At 61.8% G+C, this 22,181-nt stretch carries 20 protein-coding genes; 3 read left to right on the forward strand and 17 right to left on the reverse strand.

What is annotated here, in order from left to right; all coding sequences use genetic code 11:
- The first annotated feature begins 95 nt into the window (after positions 1 to 95).
- The 3 genes from WMO44_RS08180 to WMO44_RS08190 are packed head-to-tail and all read left to right on the forward strand — an operon-like array spanning position 96 to position 3,140.
- Positions 96 to 1,541, forward strand: coding sequence for an NAD(P)/FAD-dependent oxidoreductase (locus WMO44_RS08180; protein WP_349152293.1), 1,446 nt, complete (start codon positions 96 to 98; stop codon positions 1,539 to 1,541).
- Entirely contained in the window at positions 1,534 to 2,787 is a 1,254-nt protein-coding gene (locus WMO44_RS08185; RefSeq protein WP_349152294.1) for an NAD(P)/FAD-dependent oxidoreductase, read from the forward strand. Before WMO44_RS08180 ends, WMO44_RS08185 begins: the two co-directional genes overlap by 8 nt.
- Positions 2,788 to 2,792: 5 nt before the next feature.
- A complete protein-coding gene (locus tag WMO44_RS08190; RefSeq protein WP_015536825.1) occupies positions 2,793 to 3,140 on the forward strand; it encodes a DUF1667 domain-containing protein in 348 nt (115 codons plus the stop codon).
- A gap of 381 nt (positions 3,141 to 3,521) precedes the next feature.
- On the opposite strand, the gene WMO44_RS08195 is transcribed toward WMO44_RS08190, so the two are convergent.
- From WMO44_RS08195 to WMO44_RS08275, 17 genes are all read right to left on the reverse strand, one after another.
- Positions 3,522 to 4,907 carry a PTS transporter subunit EIIC gene (locus tag WMO44_RS08195; protein ID WP_349152295.1) on the reverse strand — a complete coding sequence of 462 codons (1,386 nt, stop codon included), beginning with the start codon at positions 4,905 to 4,907 and terminating at the stop codon, positions 3,522 to 3,524.
- 104 nt (positions 4,908 to 5,011) lie between these two features.
- On the reverse strand, positions 5,012 to 6,061 hold the full coding sequence (locus WMO44_RS08200; protein ID WP_349152296.1) for a sulfate/molybdate ABC transporter ATP-binding protein: 1,050 nt from the start codon (positions 6,059 to 6,061) through the stop codon (positions 5,012 to 5,014).
- Entirely contained in the window at positions 6,058 to 6,729 is a 672-nt protein-coding gene (gene modB / locus WMO44_RS08205; protein ID WP_113992860.1) for a molybdate ABC transporter permease subunit, read from the reverse strand. The genes WMO44_RS08200 and modB overlap by 4 nt, the downstream gene beginning before the upstream one ends.
- A 10-nt stretch (positions 6,730 to 6,739) precedes the next feature.
- On the reverse strand, positions 6,740 to 7,624 hold the full coding sequence (gene modA / locus WMO44_RS08210; RefSeq protein WP_349152297.1) for a molybdate ABC transporter substrate-binding protein: 885 nt from the start codon (positions 7,622 to 7,624) through the stop codon (positions 6,740 to 6,742).
- A gap of 74 nt (positions 7,625 to 7,698) precedes the next feature.
- Entirely contained in the window at positions 7,699 to 8,631 is a 933-nt protein-coding gene (locus tag WMO44_RS08215; protein ID WP_349152298.1) for a molybdopterin-binding protein, read from the reverse strand.
- A 6-nt stretch (positions 8,632 to 8,637) separates the two neighbouring features.
- Positions 8,638 to 9,615: a GTP 3',8-cyclase MoaA gene (gene moaA, locus WMO44_RS08220; RefSeq protein WP_349152299.1), complete on the reverse strand. Its 978-nt coding sequence runs from the start codon at positions 9,613 to 9,615 to the stop codon at positions 8,638 to 8,640.
- Positions 9,608 to 10,105, reverse strand: coding sequence for a cyclic pyranopterin monophosphate synthase MoaC (gene moaC, locus WMO44_RS08225; protein ID WP_349152300.1), 498 nt, complete (start codon positions 10,103 to 10,105; stop codon positions 9,608 to 9,610). The genes moaA and moaC overlap by 8 nt, the downstream gene beginning before the upstream one ends.
- Before the next feature lie 71 nt (positions 10,106 to 10,176).
- Positions 10,177 to 11,196, reverse strand: coding sequence for a molybdopterin-binding protein (locus WMO44_RS08230; RefSeq protein ID WP_349152301.1), 1,020 nt, complete (start codon positions 11,194 to 11,196; stop codon positions 10,177 to 10,179).
- A gap of 13 nt (positions 11,197 to 11,209) precedes the next feature.
- A complete protein-coding gene (mobB, locus tag WMO44_RS08235; RefSeq protein WP_349152302.1) occupies positions 11,210 to 11,728 on the reverse strand; it encodes a molybdopterin-guanine dinucleotide biosynthesis protein B in 519 nt (172 codons plus the stop codon).
- Complete coding sequence (locus WMO44_RS08240; RefSeq protein ID WP_349152303.1) at positions 11,718 to 12,956, reverse strand: molybdopterin molybdotransferase MoeA; 1,239 nt, start codon at positions 12,954 to 12,956, stop codon at positions 11,718 to 11,720. Before WMO44_RS08240 ends, mobB begins: the two co-directional genes overlap by 11 nt.
- A 441-nt stretch (positions 12,957 to 13,397) precedes the next feature.
- Positions 13,398 to 14,315 carry a YdhW C-terminal domain-containing protein gene (locus WMO44_RS08245; protein WP_349152304.1) on the reverse strand — a complete coding sequence of 306 codons (918 nt, stop codon included), beginning with the start codon at positions 14,313 to 14,315 and terminating at the stop codon, positions 13,398 to 13,400.
- Between the two features lie 26 nt (positions 14,316 to 14,341).
- Positions 14,342 to 16,498 (reverse strand): aldehyde ferredoxin oxidoreductase N-terminal domain-containing protein, encoded by a 2,157-nt coding sequence (locus WMO44_RS08250; protein ID WP_349152305.1) that lies wholly within the window; start codon positions 16,496 to 16,498, stop codon positions 14,342 to 14,344.
- A gap of 12 nt (positions 16,499 to 16,510) precedes the next feature.
- Entirely contained in the window at positions 16,511 to 17,155 is a 645-nt protein-coding gene (locus tag WMO44_RS08255; RefSeq protein ID WP_055186098.1) for a ferredoxin-like protein, read from the reverse strand.
- Positions 17,156 to 17,177: 22 nt separating this feature from the next.
- A complete protein-coding gene (locus tag WMO44_RS08260; RefSeq protein WP_349152306.1) occupies positions 17,178 to 18,095 on the reverse strand; it encodes an FMN-binding protein in 918 nt (305 codons plus the stop codon).
- A gap of 178 nt (positions 18,096 to 18,273) precedes the next feature.
- On the reverse strand, positions 18,274 to 19,044 hold the full coding sequence (locus tag WMO44_RS08265) for a formate dehydrogenase accessory sulfurtransferase FdhD (protein WP_349152307.1): 771 nt from the start codon (positions 19,042 to 19,044) through the stop codon (positions 18,274 to 18,276).
- A 179-nt stretch (positions 19,045 to 19,223) separates the two neighbouring features.
- Entirely contained in the window at positions 19,224 to 20,963 is a 1,740-nt protein-coding gene (gene ade, locus WMO44_RS08270; RefSeq protein ID WP_349152308.1) for an adenine deaminase, read from the reverse strand.
- A 68-nt stretch (positions 20,964 to 21,031) separates the two neighbouring features.
- A partial coding sequence (locus WMO44_RS08275) for a sodium-dependent transporter (protein ID WP_349152309.1) occupies positions 21,032 to 22,181 on the reverse strand: 1,150 nt, incomplete at its 5' end.

A 22,181-nucleotide genomic window follows, 5' to 3' on the forward strand; every position in this document is an offset into this window, starting at 1 on the left:
GCAGTTGCCTTTGTTTCGGTTCGCTCTTTTTTTGTACAACAACAGATGCCCGGCTCCCGACGGGCCAAGGCAGAACGGACAGGAGGAAAAGAACAATGTATGATATAGCAATCATCGGCTGTGGTGTCATCGGTGCCGCCGCAGCCTACGCACTGTCGCGCTACGACAACAAGGTGGTCATCCTTGAGGCCGAGAACGATGTGGCAGACTGCACCACCAAGGCCAACAGCGCCATTCTCCACGCAGGCTACGACCCCGCCCCCGGCACCCGCATGGCACGGCTGAACGTGCGCGGCGTAGCACTGGCCAAGGAGATCTGCGCAAAGCTGGATGTCTCCTATAAGCAGTGCGGCTCTCTGGTGCTGGCACTGGACGAAAAGGAGCTGCCCCGCCTGCAGCATCTGTTTGAGAACGGCACCGCAAACGGCGTGCCCGACATGAAAATCCTTTCCAAGGAAGAGGCCCTTGCCATGGAGCCCAACCTTTCTGAAAAGGTCTGCGGCGCACTGTGGGCACCCAGCGCCGCCATCGTGAACCCGTGGGAGTACGCACTGGCCATGACCGAGGTGGCGGTACGCAACGGCGTGGAGCTGCGCCGCAGCTGCAAGGTGACCGACGCCGAGTCCATTGAGGGTGGCTACCGCCTGACCGTGCCCGGCGGCACGGTGGAGACCCGCTGCGTCGTCAACGCTGCCGGTATCTGGGCAGACAAGGTACACTCCATGGTGGAGCCCGCCAACTTCCACATCATTCCCACCCGCGGCGAGTACTATCTGCTGGACAAGAGCGAGGGCACCCGCGTGAGCCACGTCATCTTCCAGTGCCCCAACGAGCTGGGCAAGGGCGTGCTGGTAGCACCCACTGTGCACGGCAACCTGATCGTCGGCCCCAACGCAGAGCCAGTGGAGGGCAACGACACCTCCTGCACCAGCAGCGGTCTGGAATTTGTCAAGACCACTGCCCAGCGCAGTGTGCCCAGTATCAACTTCGGCGAGTCCATCCGCAGCTTTGCAGGCGTGCGCGCCAATCTGGACGTGGACGACTTTGTCATTGGTGAAGAGCCGGAAGCACCCGGCTGGATCGACTTGGCCGGCATGAAGAGCCCCGGCCTGTCCGCCGCCCCGGCAGTGGCTGAGGAAGCTGTTGCCATCCTGAAAGAGCGCGGTGTTCTGGGCGCTGAAAAGGCCGACTACAAGGATGGCCGCCGCCACATCCGCTTCAAGGAGCTTTCCACAGAGGAAAAAGCAGCACTGGTCAAGGAGCAGCCCGCCTACGGCCGCGTGATCTGCCGCTGCGAGACCATTACCGAGGGCGAGATTTTGGCAGCTCTCCACAGCGAAGTGCCCGCCAACACCATCGACGGCGTCAAACGCCGCGCCGGTGCAGGCATGGGCCGCTGCCAGGGCGGCTTCTGCGGCCCGCGTGTGCTGGAGCTTATCAGCCGCGAGCTGGGCATAGACCCCTTGGACATCCTGCAGGACAAGAACGGCTCGAACGTTCTGGTCAGCGAAACGAAGGTAGGAGGAAAGAGCAATGGTTGATCTGGTCATTATCGGCGGCGGCCCTGCGGGCCTTGCTGCTGCCTGCAAGGCATGGGAAAGCGGTCTGCGCGACATCCTCATTCTGGAGCGCGATAAAGAGCTGGGCGGCATTCTGAACCAGTGCATCCACAACGGCTTTGGTCTGCACCGCTTCGGCGAGCAGCTCACCGGCCCGGAGTATGCTGGGCGCTTTATTGCGATGCTCAAGAACACCGGCGTAAAGGTGCAGCTGGACACCATGGTGCTGGAAGTGACCCCGGACAAAAAAGTGCACTGCGTCTCCAAGGAGTACGGCTACCAGATCATCGAAGCCAAGAGCATCGTGCTGGGCATGGGCTGCCGCGAGCGCACCCGTGGTGCCATTGGTACCCCGGGCACCCGCCCTGCCGGTGTGTACACCGCCGGTGCAGCACAGCGCTATGTGAACATGGAAGGCTATCTGGTCGGCAAGCGGGTGCTGATCCTCGGCAGCGGCGATATCGGCCTGATCATGGCACGCCGCATGACCCTTGAGGGTGCAAAGGTGCTGGCCTGCGTAGAGGTGATGCCCTACTCCGGCGGCCTGACCCGCAACATCGTGCAGTGCCTGAACGACTTTGACATCCCCCTGTACCTCTCCCACACCATCGTGGATATTCAGGGCAAGAACCGCGTAGAAAAGGCCATCGTGGCCGAGATCGGCCCCGACCGCAAGCCCATCCCCGGCACCGAGATGGAGTTCGATGTGGACACCATCCTGCTGAGCGTGGGTCTGATCCCCGAAAACGAGCTGACCAAGCAGGCCGGTATCGAGATGGACCCCCGCACCAAGGGCGCCATCGTGTACGAAAACATGGAGACCAGCATTCCCGGCGTGTTTGCCTGCGGCAACGTGGTGCAGGTGCACGATCTGGTGGACTTTGTTTCCGGCGAGAGCGAGCTGGCCGGTGCGGCCGCTGCCAACTACGTCCAGAACGGCCCCGTGGCCGAGGGACGCGTGCTGACCGTGAAGCCCGGCGCAGACCTTGGCTACACCCTGCCGCAGCGCATCCGTCTGGAGGGCGTGGAAAAGAGCACCAACGTTTCCTTCCGCGTCCGCCGCATCTGCGGCAAGAGCACCATCCTTGTCAAGAGCGGTGACACGGTGATCGCACGCTTTAAGCGCGACCGCCTTGCCCCCGGCGAGATGGAGCACATTGCCCTGCCCAGAGTGCTGCTGGACAGAGCCCCCGTGGACGAAGTGACCATTGAGATCGAGGAGGCATGAGCGATATGAAAGAAGTAATTTGCACCTGCTGCCCTCAGGGCTGCCATCTGCAGGTAGATGAAGCCAACGACTACAAGGTGACCGGCAACGGCTGCCCCAACGGCATCGCCTACGGCAAGGAAGAGCTGACCCACCCCACCCGCATCATCACCAGCACCGTGCGCGCCGAGGGCTGCCTGCACTCCCGCTGCCCGGTCAAGACCTCCAAGCCCGTGCCCAAGGGACAGATGGCTGAGGTTGTCGCTGCGCTGGACAGCGTGGTGCTGCACGCTCCCATCCATGTGGGTGATGTGGTGCTGACCGACGTCTGCGGCACCGGGGCTGACATTGTGACCTGCCGCGATATGGCATAAATTCCCCCTTTACTCCGACAGCATTTTTCAACCTTCCTATACACAACACCATAAACAAAGCAGCCGCTACACCTTGCCGTGCAGCGGCTGCTTTGCGTGTAGGGAAATTCCCCTGTGTAAACACGATTTGGAATGCGCTCCGCTAGATGAGGGGCAGCGCCCGTTAGCCTCAATACCCCCTCAGGCTCACTACGTTCGCCAGCTCCCCCAAGGGGACGCCTTTGCACTATGCCGGAAACTTTCCCGCCACCGCTAAAAGCCGTCCCCTTGGAGCCGTCCCCTTGGGGAAGGTGGCTTGACGCGAAGCGGCAAGACGGAAGGGGTACCCCCGCATCGCAGCAAATGCCGTTTCCCCGCTCTTGAACACTCTGCCGAAACTGCTCAGCCGGGCGTTTTGTCCTGCGCGGGCGCATCCTGCCAGAACAGCCATGTGGCGGCAAAGGCCACCCCGCCGGAAAGCGCCAGCAGCTCGGCATAGGGCAGAATGTAGCCGCCCACGATCAGAAAACCCGGCAGACCGGTAACGCCGTAGGCCGTTGCGCCGATGCCCGTTACCGTACCGAACCACGCCCCCACCGCGCCGCCCACCATAGCGCAGACGAACGGCCGGACATAGCGCAGGTTCACGCCGAAGATGGCGGGCTCGGTAATGCCAAGGGCTGCGGACAGCGCCGAAGGGATGGCAACGGCCTTGTTTTGGGGGGCGCGGGTCTTAAAGGCGACCGCAAGACAGGCACCGCACTGGGCAAAGTTGGCGGCAGAGGCAATGGGCATCCAGATATTCAGCCCGCCCGCAGAGAGCAGCCCCGCCTCGATAACGTTATACATGTGGTGCAGGCCGCAGACCACCGTAACGGGGTACAGCGCCCCCATGACCAGCGCACCGATGCCATGCCCCACCGTGCTGAGCTGCCTTGCAAGGCCGATCATGTAGTTTTCCGCAAAGGAAAAGCAGGGGCCGAGGATGGTAAAGGTGACAAAGGTGGTAATAAGCACCGTGCACAGCGGCGTAACAAAAAGATCCAGCGCCGCAGGGACGCGGCTGCGGAACCACCGCTCCAGCCGGGACATGAGCCAGACTGCCATGATCACCGGGATAACGTGTCCCTGATACCCCACTTGTTTTACGTTGAAACAGAGCAGATGCCAGACCGGGACGTTCTCCGCTGTGCCCACAGACCACGCGTTGAGCAGCGTGGGGTGCACCATGCACAGCCCTACCACCCCGCCGAGGAAAAGATTGCCCCCAAACACCCGGGCGGAGGAGAGCGCCACCAGCACCGGTAGAGACACAAAAGCTGTGCCGGACACCATCTTTAAAAAGCTGAACCAGTCGGCGGCGGCAACGGCGGGCAGCGCCCTGCCCAGTGCGTCCAGAATGCCGGTCAGCAGACCGGCAGCCACAATGGCGGGCAGGATGGGCACAAACACATCCCCCAGCGTTTTTACCAGCCGCTGCGGCAGCGGCAGTACCGGGGCCGTACATTTCTGCGCCGCCGGGACACCGGGCAGACCAGACAGCTTTATAAATTCCTCGTACACCCGGTTCACCGTGCCGGTGCCAAGGATGATCTGAAGCTGTCCCCCGGCGCAGAACACTCCCATCACGCCTGAGAGGCTTTCCAGCCGTTTTTGATCGACCTTGTGCGCATCTACTACTACCAGACGCAGCCGGGTGGCGCAGTGCGCGGCGGAAACCAGATTTTCCCCACCGCCAATGCTTTCAAAAATCGCTCTGGCGCAGGCGGCGTGATCCAATGTCCTCATGCTTTTCTCCTTCGTTGTAAAAGTGAGCCGGAAACACCCGCAAGCGTTTCCGGCTCATAGCAGAATATGGCTAGAGCACAGCGGAAGCCATTTCAAATCGTTTTTCAGCCTTGCAGCGGCATGATGCTCTCCGGTGCGGCACACAGGTACTGCGGCGCGGCGGGCGCTGCCGAGCAAAGGCTTTTTTTGCTTACCTTCCACCACAGCTGCGCCGTGCCCTCCGGCGGAGTGCAGATGAGGTTCCAGTCAAAGGGGTTCTCACTGGTGGAAACGGCTTTTACCGGGATGGCGTTGGGTGCATCGGCGGTGCAGGGCGTAAAGTCGTGGGCGCGGATGCCCACAGCGGTGCAGCCCGCCGGGACGGGCAGCGCCAGCCGCAGGGTGGTGTCCCAGCCGTCCAGACGGACGGTGTGACTGTCCAGCGGGGTGCAGGGCAGAATGTTCTTGCAGCCGGTCAGCCGCGCGGCAGCAACGCTCTGCGGGTCGGCAAACACCTCTTTTGTGCTGCCGGTGCGCAGCACCTGCCCCTCGTTCAGCACGATCATCTCTTTGCACAGGCGGTAGGCCTCGTCCCGGTTGTGGGTCACCAGCAGGGCGGTGCCCGCAAAGCTTGCCAGCAGGCTGCCCACCTCGCCCTCGACCTCCTCCCGCAGGTAGCTGTCCAGCGCACTGAAGGGCTCGTCCAGCATCAGGATGCGGGGCTTGCCCACCAGAATGCGTGCCAGCGCGGCGCGCTGCTGCTGCCCGCCGGAAAGCTGGGCGGGGTAGCGCTTGGCAAACGGCTCCAGCCGCATGGCGCGCAGCATTTCGGCGCAGGCGGCACGGCGGGCGGCTGGGTCTTTTTCCGCCTTCAGTCCACAAAGGATATTCTGCTCCACAGTCATATTGGGGAACAGGGCGTAGTTCTGGAACAGCAGTCCCACGCCCCGCTGCTGCGGCGGCAGGTCGATGTGCCGGTCACTGTCAAACAGCACCCGCCCGTCCAGCACGATGCGTCCGCAATCCGGCTTTACAATGCCTGCAATGCATCGCAATGTCATGCTTTTGCCGCAGCCGGAAGCGCCCAGCAAAGCGGTGGAGGTGTTGCCGGCGGTAAAGGCAGCACGGAGGGTGAAGCCGTCCAGCTTTTTTTCAATGTTGATTTCAAGGCTCATTTCCGGGCACCCGCTTTCTGTTTTTTCTCCAGCAGGTTCACCGCCAGCAGCACCACCGCCGAGATGGCGATATCCACCAGCACCCACCGCATGGCACCAAGCTCATCGTTGGTGCGCCAGAGCTGGTAGACTGTGGTGGCAATGGTGGCGGTCTTGCCGGGGGTGTAGCCCGCGATCATGCTGGTAGCGCCGTATTCGCCCAGTGCCCGGGCAAAAGCCAGCACTGTGCCCGCCAGAATGCCCTGACGGCAGGCGGGCATCCGCACCCGCCAGAAGATCCATGTATCGGACTGTCCCAGCGTCTGCGCTGACCACGCCAACGTTTCGTCAAAGCTTTCAAACGCGCCGCGCGCGGTGCGGTACATCAGTGGAAAAGCCACCACGATGGAGGCAAAGATGGCGCTATACCAGTTCATTACCAGCTTTACCCCGAAATGCTGCATGAAAAAGATGCCCAGCGGCCGCTTTGCGCCGAAGAGCAGCAGCAGAAAGTAGCCCACCACCGTGGGCGGCAGCACCATAGGCAGGGTGAGCAGCACATCCAGCACACCCTTGACCACCCGGGGCAGACGGGCGATATAATAGGCGGCAAAAATGCCAAGAAAGAACACCGCCGCGCAGCTGATCAAAGCAATGCGCAGGCTGTTCCACAACGGATACCAGTCCATGCCTGCTCCTTTATACGGCGCTGAAGCCCACGCCCTCGAACACGGTCATGGCCTTGTCGGTCTGTAAGTAAGCCAAAAACTCCTTGGCAGCCTCGGCGTTGGGGGCAGCTTTCAGCACAGCGGCGGGATAGATGACCTGACCGCACATCTCCTTGGTGGCCTCGTCCACGGGGGTCAGACCGGCGCTGTACGCATCAGTGCAGTAAACGACACCGGCATCCACGCTGCCTTCGGTGACCTGCGTGGTCACCTCCTTGACGTTGGAGCCGTAGGTGATCACGCCCGCAGCGGCCAGTGCAGCTTCGTCCAGCTGGTAGTAGGCAAGGATCTTCTGGGTGTACTGCCCCACGGGCACATCGCTGTTGCCCATGCAGAACAGGATATCCTGCGCCTTCAGGTGCTCGGCCAGTGCATCAAAGCTGTCAATGCCCTTGTCGCTGCCCTCCGGCACGCAGAGCACCACCTTGTTTTCCAGCAGATTCACGCGGCTGTCGGCATCCACAAAGTCCAGACCATCCTTGTTCACATCGGCAGAAGCGGTGATGTCCAGCTGGTTCATCTGCTTCTGACCGGCAGAGATGAACAGATCGCAATCCGCGCCCTCCTGGATCTGGGTCTTGAGGGTGCCGGAAGAGTCGAAGTTGAAACGGAAGGTCACCTCCGGGTGCTCTGCCGTGTAGCTCTCACCGATCGCATTCAGTGTCTCGGTGAGGGAGGCGGCGGCAAACACGATCAACTCCACGCTCTGGGCTGCTTCCGAGGAAGCGGCGGCAGAGGAAGCCACGGACGATGCTGCGCTGGAAGCAGCACCGCCGCAGGCGGTGAGGGCAGCGACTGCACCGGCCATACCGGCAGCGGCCAGAAAACTCCGGCGGGAAATGCGATGGTCGTTCATCTCTGTTTCTCCTTACTTTAAGTGAAAAAATAGTATATTTCTACGCCCCGTAAAGGAAAACAGGGCAGGAAACCTTACTTACGGGCGCACTCGCCGTCCAGACCCGCGGCGATGCGTACCCCGTGCTCCAAGCTGGGCAGGATGTACTCGAGGTTCTCCTGCACTGCCTTGGGGCTGCCCGGCAGGTTGACGATCAGGGTCTTGCCGCGCAGCACGCTGACGCCACGGCTCAGCATCCCGCGCGGGGTGATGCTCAGGCTGTGGTAGCGCATAGCTTCGGCAATGCCGGGGACGTTGCGGTCGGCCACAGCGCAGGTGGCTTCCGGGGTGATGTCACGGGGGGAGAAGCCGGTGCCGCCGGTGGTGAGCACAAGGTTCACCTGACGGCCGTCTGCCATACGGATGAGCTGAGTCTTGAGCGCCTTTGCCTCGTCCGGCAGGATCATGGTCTCTTCCACCACATAGCCTGCGGCGGTGAGCATTTCCACAATCAGCGGGCCGCTTTTATCCTCCCGCTCACCACGGCTGCCCTTATCGGAAAGGGTGATGACGGCAGCGCGCAGGGGCGGGTTTTCCAGTGCGGGCAGCAGGGTCACCTCGTCCCCCACATGGATCTCGCCGCCGGTGAGTACCCGGGCAAACACGCCCTCGTGGGGCATGATGCACTCGCCGGTCTGCTGCTTGATGACGCAGTCGTTGTGGCACTCTTTGCCGATCTGGGTCATTTCCAGCACCACGTCCCCGATGGCGAACCGGCTGGTCACCGGCAGATTGCGGAAATCGAAGCCCTCGATGACCAGATTTTCGCCGAAGGCACCGTAGTCCACCCAGATCTTCTTGCGGAACGCCTCGATCTTTTCGGCGCTGAGCATACTGACCTGACGGTGCCAGTTGCCGCCGTGGGCGTCCTCCACGATGCCCCACTCCGGGGTCAGGACGGCGCTGGGCACCTCGGTTTTTACGGTGCCCCGCTTGGGGCTGGTGCAGATTGCCAGAAGCTTACCCATAGTTATTTATCCTCCAATGCGATACATCCCGCGGGTAGCGGGCATGGAACTGTCGTTAAAATGGTGTTCCCGGGGCTTTGCCCAGATGGTCTCCCGGATGGCGGCCAGCAGCTGTGCGTCGTCCGCGCCGCTGCGCAGCAGGGCGCGCAGGTCGCACCCGGTCTCGCTGGCAAGGCAGGGGCGCAAAAAGCCCTGGCTGGTCAGCCGCACACGGTTACAGGAAGCGCAGAACTTGCCGTGCACCGCTGCAATAAAGCCGATGCTGCCCTGCCAGCCCGGCACGGTGTAGTACACCGCCGGGCCGTCACCCAAGGCGTGCTCCTGCGCCGGGGAAAGGGGCGCAAGCTCCGGCCAGCGCCGGGCAAACCGCGCCCGCAGTTCCGGGCCGGAGATGCAGGGCATGGCAGCGCCGTAGCCGATGGGCATCATCTCGATAAACCGCACCTGCATGGCGTTGTCCTTTGCCAGCGCGGCAAGCGCTTCCAGCTCACCCTCGTTGACGCCCGCCTGCGGCACGCAGTTCAGCTTGACCGGCAGGCCGCTTTCCAGCGCCGCCTGCAAGCCCGCCTGCACGGCGGCAAAATCGTCCCGGGCGGTGATCTGCCGGAACACCTCCGGGCGCAGGGTGTCCAGACTGATGTTCACACTGTCCAGCCCGGCGTCCAGCAATGCGGGCAGCTGCTCTGCCAGCAGCACCGCGTTGGTGGTCAGGGTGACCCGGCGGATGCCCGGGGTCGCTTTGAGTCCAGCCACCAGCTGCGCCACGTTCTTGCGCACCAGCGGCTCGCCGCCAGTCACTCGCACGGTGTCGATGCCGCACTGGGCAAACAGCGCAGCTAAGCGCAGAAACTCTTCGTAGGTCAGCACTGCTTCCCGCTCCAGCTTTTCCACGCCGTCCGGCATACAGTAGCGGCAGCGCAGGTTGCACAGGTCGGTCACCGACAGGCGCAGGTAATGGATCTCGCGCTGGTAACGATCAAACATAGCCGCCCTCCGCCCGGATATAGTGGCCGCTCTTGCCGCCGGTCTTTTCCACCAGATGAATCTCGCCCAGCTCCATGCCCTTATCCACGGCCTTGCACATATCATAGATAGTCAGCAGCGCGGTGGAAACGCCGGTCAGCGCTTCCATCTCCACGCCGGTCACGCCGCTGGTCTTGACGGTGCACAGGGCTTCCACCGCCTGCCGCTCGGGCAGCAGACGGAACTCGATGCCCACCTTAGTCAGGGGCAGCGGATGGCACAGGGGGATCAGCTCGCTGGTGCGCTTGGTGGCCATGATGCCCGCAATACGTGCCACGCCCAGCACATCGCCTTTTTTCACGGTGCCGCTCTGCACGGCGGCAAAGGCTTCGGCGTTCATGGTAATGATGCCGTGTGCAGTTGCTTCCCGGGCGGTGACGGGCTTTGCGCTCACGTCCACCATCACGGCATTGCCGGCGGCATCAAAATGCGTCAGATTATTTTCACTCATATTTTTTCACCTTAGTAAAGCTCCCCCTTCGGGGGAGCTGGCAAAGCCGAAAGGCTTTGACTGAGAGGGTTTCAGCAGTGCCCAAAGCCGCAGTTTGGCCAGTGGCACACTTCGCAGTTCAGGCACAAGCCGCCCTCGCCCAAGCGGGCAATATCTTCGGCGCTGATGGGGTCATCCGCCAGCAGACGGGGCAGCAACAGGTCAAAAATGGTGCGCTTGGCGTACATCACGCAGCCGGGCAGGCCGCACACCGGCACACCGTCCAGATAGCTGACAAGGAACATGGCTCCCGGCAGCACCGGTGCGCCGTAGGTAATGATGTCCGCCCCGGTGTTCTTGATGGCCAGCGGGGTGCGGTCGTCGGGGTCTACGCTCATGCCGCCGGTGGTAAAGATCAGCTCGCACCCTGCGGCCTTGGCCTCCAGAATGGCGGCAGTGATCCCGGCGGGGTCATCATCACAGACCTTATGGAAAACCATCTCGCAGCCGTAGACAGCCAGCTTGCTTTGCAGGATGGGGGTGAATTTATCCTCAATACGTCCCTTGAACACCTCGCTGCCGGTGGTGATGATGCCCACCTTCTTGGCCTGCATGGGCAGCACGTTCAGGATAGGCTCTGCCCCGGCAGCGGCCTGCATGGCGTCCATCTTCTCCTGCTCGATGACCAGCGGGATGATGCGGGTACCGGCCAGCTTCTGCCCCTTTTTCACCGGCAGGTCGCCGTGGATGGTGGCGATCATCATCTGCGGGGTGCTGTTTACAGCCATCAACGCCTTGCGGTTGATCTTTAGCAGCCCGTCGCAGTCCGCAATCAGTTCGATTTTCCCCTCTTTCGGCGCAGTGCCGTGGATATTTTTGCCCGCAGCGGCTTTGTACAGCAGGGCGGCTGCTTCGTCCTCGTGGAGGATGCCGGGGTGCTTTTCCCAGACGTAGAGGTTCTCCTTGCCGATGGAAAGCAGCACAGGGATATCCTCGGGCTGGATGACGTGCCCCTTGCGGAAGCGGGCATCCTTGTACTCGCCCGGGATGATCTGGGTGATATCATGGCAGAGCACCTGCCCTGCAGCGTCAACAGTACGGATCAGTTTCATGATGGCATTCTCCTTACAGCGCGGGCATCTGGGCTTCGATCCAGTCTGCCAGTGCCGGAATATCGTTCAGGTCAAAATCTGCGCCGGGGATATCCCCCACCACCGCCAGCGGCTGGAAGGAAGCGGGCGCATCCGAAATGGCGCTGCGCACCACCTCGATCTTCGGCCAGCCGCTGGATTTGAACCCTTCCAGCAGCACAAGGTCGTAGCCGTGACGCTCGAACAGGGCAAGCAGGTCCTGCTCAGTCAGGTGGAATTCTTCGGTCAGCAGGTAGCGCGTGCCGGAATAGACCGCCACGCCCTCGGCACCGGCTTCCCGCAGACGGTAGCTGTCGGTGCCGGGCACGTCCGGGGTAAAATCGTGGCCGTCATGCTTGATGGCACCTACCTTCAGCCCACGGCTGCGCAGCACGGGCAGCAGTTTTTCCAGCAGGGTGGTCTTCCCGCTGTTGTGCACCCCGCTGACAGCCAGCACCGCCGGGCGTTTGAGCGCCTGTGTTTCCGCCAGCGCCTGTTTTTGTTCACTGTACAAAGCAAAGCACCTCCACTTCTGTACCGGGTCCAACCGGGCCGCTGCCGGCGGGGATCTCCACCAGACAGTTACAGCCCATCATGGCAGACAGCGCACCAGAGGAGTGCGCCTCGGCGTTGCCCGCACCGGGCAGGGTCACCTTGCCGCCGCAGGCAGTCGCCCGCAGGTAGCGGTTGCCCTTGCTGGGTTTGGAAAAGCCATTGGTCAGGGTGCAGACGGTGCGGGCGGGGATGCAGCTCTCCTCCCGCCGTCCGGCGGCGCGCAGCAGCGCAGGGATGGCGTACTGCTCCAGCGTAGCGGCGGCGGCAAAGGGGTTGCCGGACAGGCAGAACACCAGCTTACCGCCCAGTGTTGCCGCCAGCATGGGGCTGCCGGGCTTCTGGGCTACGCCCTCTACCAGCAGCTGTGCGCCCAGCTTTTCCAGCACAAGGGGCAGATAATCCTTCTGCCCTACGGAGACGCCGCCGCTGGTGATGACGGCATCGCAGCGGGTCAGCAGCTCCTGCATTTTACCGGTGATGACCTCCGGGTCGTCGGAGCACTGCTGCCGTTCCACGGCAAAGCCCAGCTGACGCAGCCGGGCTGCGTTCTGGATGCCGTTGGCATCGTAAATTTTACCGGGTGCCCACGGTGCGCCGGGTTCCAGCAGCTCGCTGCCGGTGGAAAGGATACCCACGGTCAGCGGGCGACAGACGGCTACTTCGGCGTAGCCCTGCCCGGCCAGCACGCCCAGATGGGCGGGGGTGAGCACCGTCCCGGCGGGCGCAATGACCGCACCGGCGGCTACATCTTCCCCCCGGAACACTACGTTTTGCAGCGGTTTTACGGCGGCATAGAGCTGCACGGTCTCTTCGCCGCTGTCGGTCAGCTCCTGCATCAAAACGCAGTCCGCGCCCTCCGGCAGGGGGGCACCGGTCATGATGCGGGCAGCGCAGCCTGCGGGCAGCGCCGCAGCCGGGGCATCGCCCGCGTAAAGCTTCATCACCACCGGCAGGGCGACCGGGGTTTCCCGGCTTGCTCCAGCGGTATCCGCGCTGTGCAGGGCGTAGCCGTCCAGCGGGCTGCGGTCAAAGGGGGGCTGGTCCATCCGGGCGCAGAGGTCACCGGCGGCAATGCGCCCGCAGGCGGCTTCCAGCGGGATGGTCTCCGGGGACGGAGAAGGCAGAAGCGCTGCCGCGTCCAGCACGCTGCGCAGCGCCTGAACGGGGGAGCAGAAAGGCTGGTTCATTATAACTTCCTCCATAGACCCGCCGCTCTCCCCTTCTGCTATGGCTCAGGCAGGGACACCGGCGGGGGTATTCTTTTTTCAAAAAGGCAGGTGAAAAAGAAGCGGAGACGTCTTGACCGGAAAATCAAAACGCCTCCGCAGAATATCCCCACGAAACCGGCTGCGGCAATTTGCAGTCTGCTACGCCGGTGGCAGCCCTTGGCCATGTGCCGCCCTTGCAGCGGCAGCACACAGCCAAAAAGCACCTGTGAAGATGGGAGGAGTTCTTTTTTTCAAATTGCAGCGTTTCTTCTGCGGGAAGGCGGTGGGGTTTCCCCCGCCACCCTTGAATGCCCGCCCTTGCGGGTGCAGCATTGCGGCGCGGTGCCCTGCTCTTTGTGGGAGTTTAGACACCTTTGCTCAAAGAAGCTCTTATACCCTGATTCAATTGTAGTTTATGGTTTAATCGCAGAAATCGTCCACGTCGCTGATAGCCTTGGCGTAGCGGCGGGTGAGGTGCTTGGTGGAAAAGAGGAACCGCTCGTTCTGGTTGTTGGTCAGCTCCTCGATATCGGCATACTCCGGGTTCTCCTGCATGGCCTTCCAAGTCTGCTCGATGACCTCCGGCGCAAGGCCGTAGGGGGAGCGCTGGAAGTACTTGAGCGGAGTAGCGCTGGGGTAGATGCGGGCGTTGAACCGCACCATCTCGGCGAACATCACGCACAGATCCTTGTCCTCGATGAGCTGCGCGATCATGGCGTAGTTATCGCTCATGTTGGCGTTGGAGTAGTAGTAGGTGTCCTTTGCGCCCGCGCGGGTGACGATATCGGTGCACTGGGGGTCTGCGGGCATCTGCGCCAGCAGCTCGTCGGCGTTTTCCACTTCCTCCAGCAGCAAAGCGTGGGGAGTAATCAGCGCAGCCGCAGAGCGGGCACGGATGTAACCGGCCAGCTCCTGTGCAGGGGTAAGCTCCGGCAGCTCCGGGGCGGTCTTGGTGGGCTGATCCGCAAAGGGATCGTTTTCTGCCTCCGGTTCACCGGCCAGAAAATCCAGCAGCTCCGGCTTTGCAGCATCGGGCTGCACAGCTTCGGCGGCTTCGGGTGCGGCCTCGGCGGCCTGCTTTGCGGCAAGTTCGGCGGTCTCCCGCTCCACTGCGGCGATCACATCCTCGCCGGTCTTGGCGGCGCTGCCGTCAAAGGTGCTGCCGGTCTCCTTCAGGCGGCGGGCAGTCTCGCTTGCGGCGTCGATGTCAAACACCTCTGCCTTGGGCTTTTTCTTGGCGGCCAGCTCTGCCTTTTGCAGTTCCAGAACGGCCTGCTCCGGGTCTACGCTGCCATCCACCGTGGTGGTGTAGCCGGGTTTACGTCTGCCAAACAACATGACGGTCTTTCCTCTTTCTATGGGATTTATTCAGCTGCTGCGGTGTTCTGGGCGTAGATGCCGCGCTTTTCCAGATCATCGGCCATGTCAGCCAGATCATACTTCTCCAGCGTCTCGCGGGTGGGCACACCGGTGGTGCGGTCCCAGCCAAAGATGTCGTAGAACAGATCCTTAGCCTTCTCCATGTCGGCGCGGTCCAGCTTGGTGGTGCCTTCCTCGAATGCCTTGAAATCGGGGTCCTTATCAAACACCCAATCGCAGATGGCATCGTGCTCCTGACGCAGGTTTGCGCTGCCGCAATTCTGCTGGAAGCTGATGGCGGTCATCGCGCGCAGCATCTGGGTGATGCGGGCGCCGTCCTCCTGCAGACCGGCCTGGGTATAGGTCTCGCCGGTAACAGCAGTCATAAAGTCTGCCTGCAGGTCCAGATCGCCGTGGTAGTCGCGCTCCTTGGAGGGAGACTGGGTCATGGGCCACATCCAGTTGCACAGGGTAGCGGAGTCGTGGAAGTTCTTATCGTTGACGCAGTATGCAGCCAGCTTTGCCTTGTTCTCGTTGATGGGAGTGTAGGCCTTGGCCTTATCGTAGCAGCCCTCGCCGAAGAAGTCCTCCATGACCTTCTTGGTCACTTCATACGGAGCGCCGGAACCGGTCTCGCAGACGATCTCGTGGATCATGCAGTCGCGGTTGTAGACGAGGTTGTACAGCATACCCACCTGCCATGCCTCAGCAGGGCCGTGGTGGTTGGGGAAGCCGTTGTAGATCAGGTTGGAGTTGGTAGCACCGTCGTCGCGGTCCAGCCAGCTCTTGGGCAGGCCGAACTTTTCCATCATGGCCAGCGTGCCCTTGGCGATAACGGACAGGTCGCCCTCGCCGTAAGCCATGCGGCGGATCAGCTCGACCTCCCAGCGGGGATCGCCGGCCTTCTCCCACTCCCAAGGCAGAGAGTCGTACTCGGCCTCGCTGATGTACTTGGTGGCCTCCTCGCGCGGCATCCGCAGGATCCACAGCAGGTCGCGGTTCAGGTTGCCGTAGTTGTCCCACAGGCCCATATCGTCCACTGCATGAGACCATGCCAGATTGATGACCATGGTGCCGTCGCCCTCGTACTTGAAGTCGTGCACGCCGTCCGGGTAGACGCGGGTGCCGTACAGCACGGGCATACAGGTGTTGGAGTTGTGGGTGGGCAGATCGTAATCTGCCAGCGGATCCACATCATACTCGGTGTAGCAGCGGATGGGGCAGGAAGAGCAGCCGCCGTTCTTCACGGTGTACTCGGCAGCGGGAGCGCCGAAGTCGAAGTAGCCCTTGAAGCAGCGCAGAGCCACTTTGTTAATATCGTTGTAGGGCTGCTCGCCGGTATCCACGGGGCCGCCGGGAGCCTTCTTCCACATACGGCCGGGGGCGCCGGACCAGCGGTTCTTGCCGGAGGTGGCGCTGTACTCTGCCCAGCTCTGGGGCTGTGCGGGCACGTTGTGGTTGTTGTTGCCGCCGATCAGGTTGCCCATCATGTAGTTGGAGAGCTCCAGCACCTTCTTGGGGTCAGCGACCTTGACACTGCCGGTGCCGCGGATGGCCAGACCCTTCAGCTTCTTGTTGCCCATGGCAGCGCCCAGACCGGCACCGCCGGAGTTGCCGAAGCTGGTGTTCAGGGTGGAGTAGTCCACCAGATTTTCACCGGCAGGGCCGATGGAAGCGGTCTCGAACTCGCGGCCGTTCTGCTCTACCATCCACTTATTGGAAGCAAAGGTGCCCTTGCCCCAGATCTCGGTTGCATCCTCCAGAGAGACCGCGCCGTCCTCGATGCGCAGATAGACGGGCTTCTCAGAGATGCCGCTGATCACGATGCCATCGTAACCGGCATACTTCAGCATGGAGCCGATGTGGCCGCCCATGTGTGCGTCAATAATGGAGTGACCCTTGGACCAGGTGGAGCGGAAGGTCACGTTCATACGGCCGGAGCAGGGCACGCCTGCGCCGGTCAGGGGGCCGACACCAAAGATGACCAGAGCCTTCTCGTCATAGGGGTCCAGCTCCATGGGAGCTTCCTCATACATAATGCGGTAGGCCATGCCCATACCGCCGATATACTTATGGTACTTTTCGTCATCCTGCGTGGTGATCTCGCCGGTGGTCAGGTTGACGCGCAGGATCTTGCCTGCCCAGCCATAACTTTCAGCCATTGTAGTTCCTCCTTACAGATCCAAGTATGCAGCCTGTGCTGCGCTGGTAACGGCATCCCAATCCACGATGGACAGAGCGCCGGACGGGCAGCCTGCCACGCAGGCACCGCAGGCGATGCACTTGGAGGACTTGCCGGTCTCGGGGTTGACGGTGGGCATATGCCACGGGCAGGCATCATGGCAGGCACCGCAGCCGATGCACTTGTCGGTATCCACTACGCGGATGCCGCGGTCATCGGTGGTGATAGCCTTCTGCGGGCAGGCGTTGCCGCAGGCGGGGTCCTCGCACTGGCGGCAGGTATCCGGGAAGTAGACAAAGCAGTTATCGGTGCCGGACAGCAGACCGTTGCCTGCGCCGTCCAGATTCAGACGGCGCTGGATCTTGACGCGGCTGATGTAAGAGGAGCACACGCCATCGTTGGTCAGGGTGCAGTTGATCTCGCAGCGCTGGCAGCCGGTGCACAGGTCTGCGTTGACCACCAGCAGGCCCTGCGGCAGTGCCCAAGTGGCCACTGCGCCGGAATCCACCTGCTGCTGAGAGCAGCCGAACAGGGACAGCATGGAAGCGGACAGGGTGAGCCCTGCAAGGCTCTTGCCCGAGATCTTCATGAATTGACGGCGGGTCATGTCAGCCGTCAGGAAATCAGTTTTTGCCATAGGTTCCATTCCTCCGTTGAGGTCACTCTGCGCTGAGCACCTCGGTCACATAGAAATACGAGTTGTTGACGATGGTCGTCACAGCCGAAGAGGTGATGGTCGCACCGGAAAGGGCGTCCACCTCGGTCAGGTCTGCGCTGACGGCACCGGACGCATTGCCGGTAGTGGTCAGGCTGGCCTGCTCCAGACGCGCCTTGGACTGCTCCTCTGCCGAGAGATCCGCAAAGGGGATCGCCATCGGCTCGCCGTCCAGTGCACTCTTGCTGAGCATGGCTGCGTACAGCTTGCGCCGTGCCACGGCCTCTGCGCTGGAATCCAGCGGCGGAGCCAGCTCATCGCCCAGTGCCTCGCCCTTCAAAGCCGAGAAGGTAAGCCCCGCAGCATACATCTTGCGGGTAGCCTCGGCCTCGGGAGAGGTATCGAAGGTGCGCCACTGTGCGGGGTCAAAATCCCCGGCAGCAGCGGGCTGCTCCTCCGCCGCACCGGCAGCGGCATAGGCGGCACCGGTAACGGGGTCCGTTACGGTGTAGCTTTTGCCCGCCAGCGTGAAGGGAGCTGTGCCCTGATACTGGGACGTGAACTCCGGGTTGACGCACTGGCCGCCAAGGCTTTCGGTTTCTTCCTGAGAGAGGATCTCTACTGCGGAAACATTGCCCTCGGCGTCAATGGTCACGGCAGCCTGCACATCGCTCTGGAAGCCCTTCTGAGAGCCCTCCACGCGGTAGCTGCCATCGTCGAGCTGGTACACTGCGCTGATGCCGTAGGTGGCTGCATCCGCCTCCGACACCGGCAGCAGGGTACCGGCAACCGTGGTGCGTGCGCTTTGCAAGGTGGTCAGACCGACCGCCAAGGCGATGGTCGCAACGCCCATGGCTGCATAGCCCGGCAGCCGCTTGCGCCACAGCGGTACGGGCGCAAACGGGTTGGTTGCCTGCTTCATGTTATCACCTGCCTGTTTTTTATTTTGCCGGGTAACCCCGGACAACAATTGAGGCCGCTCTGGCTGCTGCAACAGCGGAGCGGTCTCTTCGATAATATATTAACATGCGTGCGCGGAGTATGTCAACAGAAACAGACAGGCTTTTCCGTTTTGTAACTATTGTTTTTGTAATATTTGCTTAAACTTTAGGGATTTTGCGTCCGCACACCAGCTGCAGGCCGTATTCTGCTGCAAGCTCTGCGGATTGCACCGTGGGCATGCTTTTGCTTACCAGCACCGGCACTCCGGCGCGGATGGCCTTGCGCACCATATCCAGCGGCACCCGGCCGCTGGTGTACAGCACGCATTCTGCCAGCGGAAGCCCTGCCAGCACCGCGCAGCCCACCGCCTTATCCAGCGCGTTGTGCCGTCCCAGATCCTCACAGGCAAAAACAATTTCCCCTTTGTGCAGCACAAAGCAGCTGTGCACCGCCCGGGTGGCGCGGTACAGCGGCAAACCGGCGTGCATGGCGGCGGTCAGGGTCTGCACCCATTCCGGCTGCAAGGCCAGCCCCGGCACAGGGCGCAGGGGCTGCAGTTCCACCGGACTGCCCAGCGCGATATTATCGGTGCAGCAGCTGGCAACCTCCTGCGCGGCGGCGCGGCGGGTGGGCAGCGGGTGACGCAGATATACCTGCACCTTTGCGCCCTCAGCGCAGACGGCGATCTGTTCCACCTCGTCCGCAGATGCGATCCACCCTTCGGTGAGCAGCCGCCCCAAGGCCAGCTGCGGCAGCAGCGCCGGGGTGCATACCACCCGGAAGGCGGGCTGCTCGTTTACATAGATAGCGGCGGCGTGCTCTGCCGGCACGGTGGCTTCGGTGCCGTCCGGCAGGCGCAGGCTGGCAAAAGCCGCCTGTGCACCAAAACGGTCGGTGATCTGCAAAGAGGGTGTGCTGCGTTTTTCCATAAAGCTTCCTTATATTATAAATGCAATGCTGTGTGTCAGACGGACAGTATCAACATACCGGTTCTGTGGCAAAAAGTCAAGAGTCCTCTTGCCGTAAAACGCAATGCCGGACAGCCCGCAGACTGTCCGGCATTGCGATAAAACGTCAGTTTTAAAATTTGCCCTCTCAGGCGGCGTTCTCAGAACACCGCCGGGACAATCTGCTGGGCATCCACATCCACGATGCCGTAGGTGTTCAGCCGCAGCTTCGGGATGACCGGCAGGCTTACAAAAGCAAGGGTCATAAAGGCGTCGATGTCCTCCGAGATGCCGTGGGCTTTCAGCGCCGCCTTGAGCGCTTGCAGCTTTTCCTCCACAGTCTCGGCGCTCTCAGTGCTCATAAGCCCTGCCACCGGCAGCGGCAGCTCCCCTATCACCTGTCCGTTCAGTGCAAAGGCAAGGCCGCCCTTATTTTTGCGCACCGTGTTGCCCGCCAGCACCATGTCGGCATCGTTGGTGCCCGCCACGATGAGGTTGTGGGAGTCGTGGGCGATACTGGAAGCCACTGCGCCGCATTGCAGGCCGTAGTTGCCCAAAAAGCCCAAACCCACATGACCGGAGCGCTGATGCCGCTCGAACACCGCCAGCTTGACGATCTTTTGTGCCACGTCCACGCCGGGTGCTGTGCCCGGGTGCTGGCAGAACGGAACGATCTTTTCCGTGGTCAGCAGGGCGTGCGGGGTCAGGCAGATCACCCGCTGCCGGGTGCCGGTCTGCTTCAGCTGCAATTGCTCCGGGGTGATCTCGTCCATGTTAAAGGAATCAAACACCCGCGCAAAGCGTGCTTTGTCCACCGCAAGGGCGGCGGGGTGCAGCATTCTGCCCTGCTGCGCCACCAGTTTGCCCTTTTTGTACACCTGCTCCACCGTGAACTGTTCCAGATTTGACAGCACGATCAGGTCTGCGGTGTAACCGGGAGCCACCGCGCCGCTATGCGCAAAGCCGAAGTACTGACACGGCACAAGGGTGCCCATCCGCACCGCCACCACCGGGTCTACCCCGGCGGCAATGGCCTTGCGGATGATATAGTCGATATGCCCGCCCTGCAACAGGTCCCCGGGGTGCTTGTCATCGGTCACCAGCATACAGCGGCTGCAATAGGGCTCCCGGAACAGGGGCAGCAGGCTTTCCATATTCTGGGCTGCGGTGCCCTCCCGCACCATGATGTACTGTCCGCGCCGCAGCTTTTCCATGGCTTCATGGATGTCCGAGCACTCATGGTCGGACTGCACCCCGGCGGCGATATAGGCGTTCAGCTCCTCCCCGCTGAGGAAGGGTGCGTGCCCGTCGATGCGTTTACCCGCGGCGGTGCAGTCGCAGATCTTCTGCAGGATCTTTTCGTCCGCGCGCACTGTGCCGTAGGAGTTCATCAACTCTGCCAGCCCCAGTACCCGGGGCTGCTGATAGTAGGGGCGCAGCTGCTCCGCTTCCAGCACCGCGCCGGACTCGTCCAGTCCGGTGGCGGGCACGCAGGAGGGCAGCATGAAGTAGACCGAAAGTGCCAGATCTTTGGTAGTTTCCAGCATAAAGTCCAGCCCCGCCGTACCGGCCACATTGGAGATCTCGTGCGGGTCGGTGACCACCGCCGTGGTGCCGTGGGGCAGCACCGCCTGTTCAAAGGCCGGGCCGCAGAGCATGGAGCTTTCAATGTGGATGTGCCCATCCACAAGCCCCGGGCAAACATACTTGCCCTGCAAGTCCAGCTCAGTCTCGCCGGTATAGTGTCCCACGCCAAGGATGACCCCCTGACGGATGGCTACATCGGCCTGCTCGATCTCGTTTGTGAACACGTTGATGACCCGGGCATTTTTCAGCACAAGCTCTGCCCTCACGTCACCCTTTGCCGTCAGGATCTGCTGCTTCAAGGTTTCCATTTTCATAAGAGCCCCCTTGTCCTGCTTTTACTGTTAAAAACTTGCGTTCTGCTGCCGGAAATACTGTTTTTGGTTTACATGGCGATCCAGCCAAAGGCGTTTGCCACCGAACTTGCCAGAATAATGGCTGCAAAAATGGGGCACAGCCAGCGGATCATAAAATTGAACACCGGCTTGCGGCGGAACCGCTGACCGTCCTGCTCCACCTCCTGCGCGATCTGCTCCACGCCGATGACGCGGGACACCAGCAGGCAGGTGGCAATGGCGGCAATAGGCATCATGACCGAGTTGGTCAAAAAGTCGAAGAAGTCCAAGAACTGCATCCCGAACACGGTCACCTCAGCCAGCGGGCCGTAGCCCAGCGCCGACAGACTGCCCAGCGCTACCATGATAGCACCGATGAGCACAGTGGAGCGGGTACGATCCCAGCCCAGCTCGTCCTCAAAGGTGGAAACAGCGCTCTCGGTCAGGGCAATGGAGCTGGTAATGGCTGCAAACAGCACCAGCACAAAGAACAGCACGCCCACCACGGTACCCAGACCCATGCTGGCAAACACCTTGGGGATGGTAATGAACATCAGCGCAGGGCCGGCCTGCAGGGTGTCCGGGTCGCCGCCGGAGAAGGCAAACACCGCCGGAATGATCATCAGACCTGCCATGATGGCAATGGCGGTATCGAACACCTCCACGTTCTCGGTGGACTCCTCGATGGAGACGTCCTTCTTCATATAAGAACCGAAGGTGACCAGAATGCCCATGGCAATGGACAGAGAATAGAACATCTGTCCCATGGCGGTGACCACGGTCATCCAGGAGAAGTTTTTGAGGTTGGGCACCAGAAAATACTTTACACCCGCCAGTGCGCCGGGACGGGTAACAGAGTAGCCCGCAATGACCAGCGACAGCACCACCAGCACTGGCATCATCACCTTGGAGACGCGCTCCACGCCGTTGCGCACACCGGCAAAGATAATGCCCAGCGTGAACAGGCTGAACAGCAAAAAGGCCAGTTCGGCCTGCAAGCCGTTGGTGATAAATCCGGAGAAGTAACCGTCCGCTGCCAGATTACTGCCGCGGCCGCACAGGTACTCGGCCAGATAGTGGATGACCCAGCCGCCGATGACCGAATAGTACGGCACGATCAAAATGGGGATGATGGCGTTGATCCAGCCGCCGAACCGGATGCCCTTGCCCTTACCGAAGTGGGCATAGGCGCTGACCGGG

The organism is Faecalibacterium tardum (genome assembly GCF_040096515.1).
Taxonomy (GTDB): domain Bacteria; phylum Bacillota; class Clostridia; order Oscillospirales; family Ruminococcaceae; genus Faecalibacterium; species Faecalibacterium tardum.

Coding starts and splice junctions, on each gene's coding strand:
- WMO44_RS08180 (WP_349152293.1), top strand. CDS start 96: ATGTATGATATAGCAATCATCGGCTGTGGTGTCATCGGTGCCGCCGCA.
- WMO44_RS08185 (WP_349152294.1), top strand. CDS start 1,534: ATGGTTGATCTGGTCATTATCGGCGGCGGCCCTGCGGGCCTTGCTGCT.
- WMO44_RS08190 (WP_015536825.1), top strand. CDS start 2,793: ATGAAAGAAGTAATTTGCACCTGCTGCCCTCAGGGCTGCCATCTGCAG.
- WMO44_RS08195 (WP_349152295.1), bottom strand. CDS start 4,907: ATGAGGACATTGGATCACGCCGCCTGCGCCAGAGCGATTTTTGAAAGC.
- WMO44_RS08200 (WP_349152296.1), bottom strand. CDS start 6,061: ATGAGCCTTGAAATCAACATTGAAAAAAAGCTGGACGGCTTCACCCTC.
- modB (WP_113992860.1), bottom strand. CDS start 6,729: ATGGACTGGTATCCGTTGTGGAACAGCCTGCGCATTGCTTTGATCAGC.
- modA (WP_349152297.1), bottom strand. CDS start 7,624: ATGAACGACCATCGCATTTCCCGCCGGAGTTTTCTGGCCGCTGCCGGT.
- WMO44_RS08215 (WP_349152298.1), bottom strand. CDS start 8,631: ATGGGTAAGCTTCTGGCAATCTGCACCAGCCCCAAGCGGGGCACCGTA.
- moaA (WP_349152299.1), bottom strand. CDS start 9,615: ATGTTTGATCGTTACCAGCGCGAGATCCATTACCTGCGCCTGTCGGTG.
- moaC (WP_349152300.1), bottom strand. CDS start 10,105: ATGAGTGAAAATAATCTGACGCATTTTGATGCCGCCGGCAATGCCGTG.
- WMO44_RS08230 (WP_349152301.1), bottom strand. CDS start 11,196: ATGAAACTGATCCGTACTGTTGACGCTGCAGGGCAGGTGCTCTGCCAT.
- WMO44_RS08240 (WP_349152303.1), bottom strand. CDS start 12,956: ATGAACCAGCCTTTCTGCTCCCCCGTTCAGGCGCTGCGCAGCGTGCTG.
- WMO44_RS08245 (WP_349152304.1), bottom strand. CDS start 14,315: ATGTTGTTTGGCAGACGTAAACCCGGCTACACCACCACGGTGGATGGC.
- WMO44_RS08250 (WP_349152305.1), bottom strand. CDS start 16,498: ATGGCTGAAAGTTATGGCTGGGCAGGCAAGATCCTGCGCGTCAACCTG.
- WMO44_RS08255 (WP_055186098.1), bottom strand. CDS start 17,155: ATGGCAAAAACTGATTTCCTGACGGCTGACATGACCCGCCGTCAATTC.
- WMO44_RS08260 (WP_349152306.1), bottom strand. CDS start 18,095: ATGAAGCAGGCAACCAACCCGTTTGCGCCCGTACCGCTGTGGCGCAAG.
- WMO44_RS08265 (WP_349152307.1), bottom strand. CDS start 19,044: ATGGAAAAACGCAGCACACCCTCTTTGCAGATCACCGACCGTTTTGGT.
- ade (WP_349152308.1), bottom strand. CDS start 20,963: ATGAAAATGGAAACCTTGAAGCAGCAGATCCTGACGGCAAAGGGTGAC.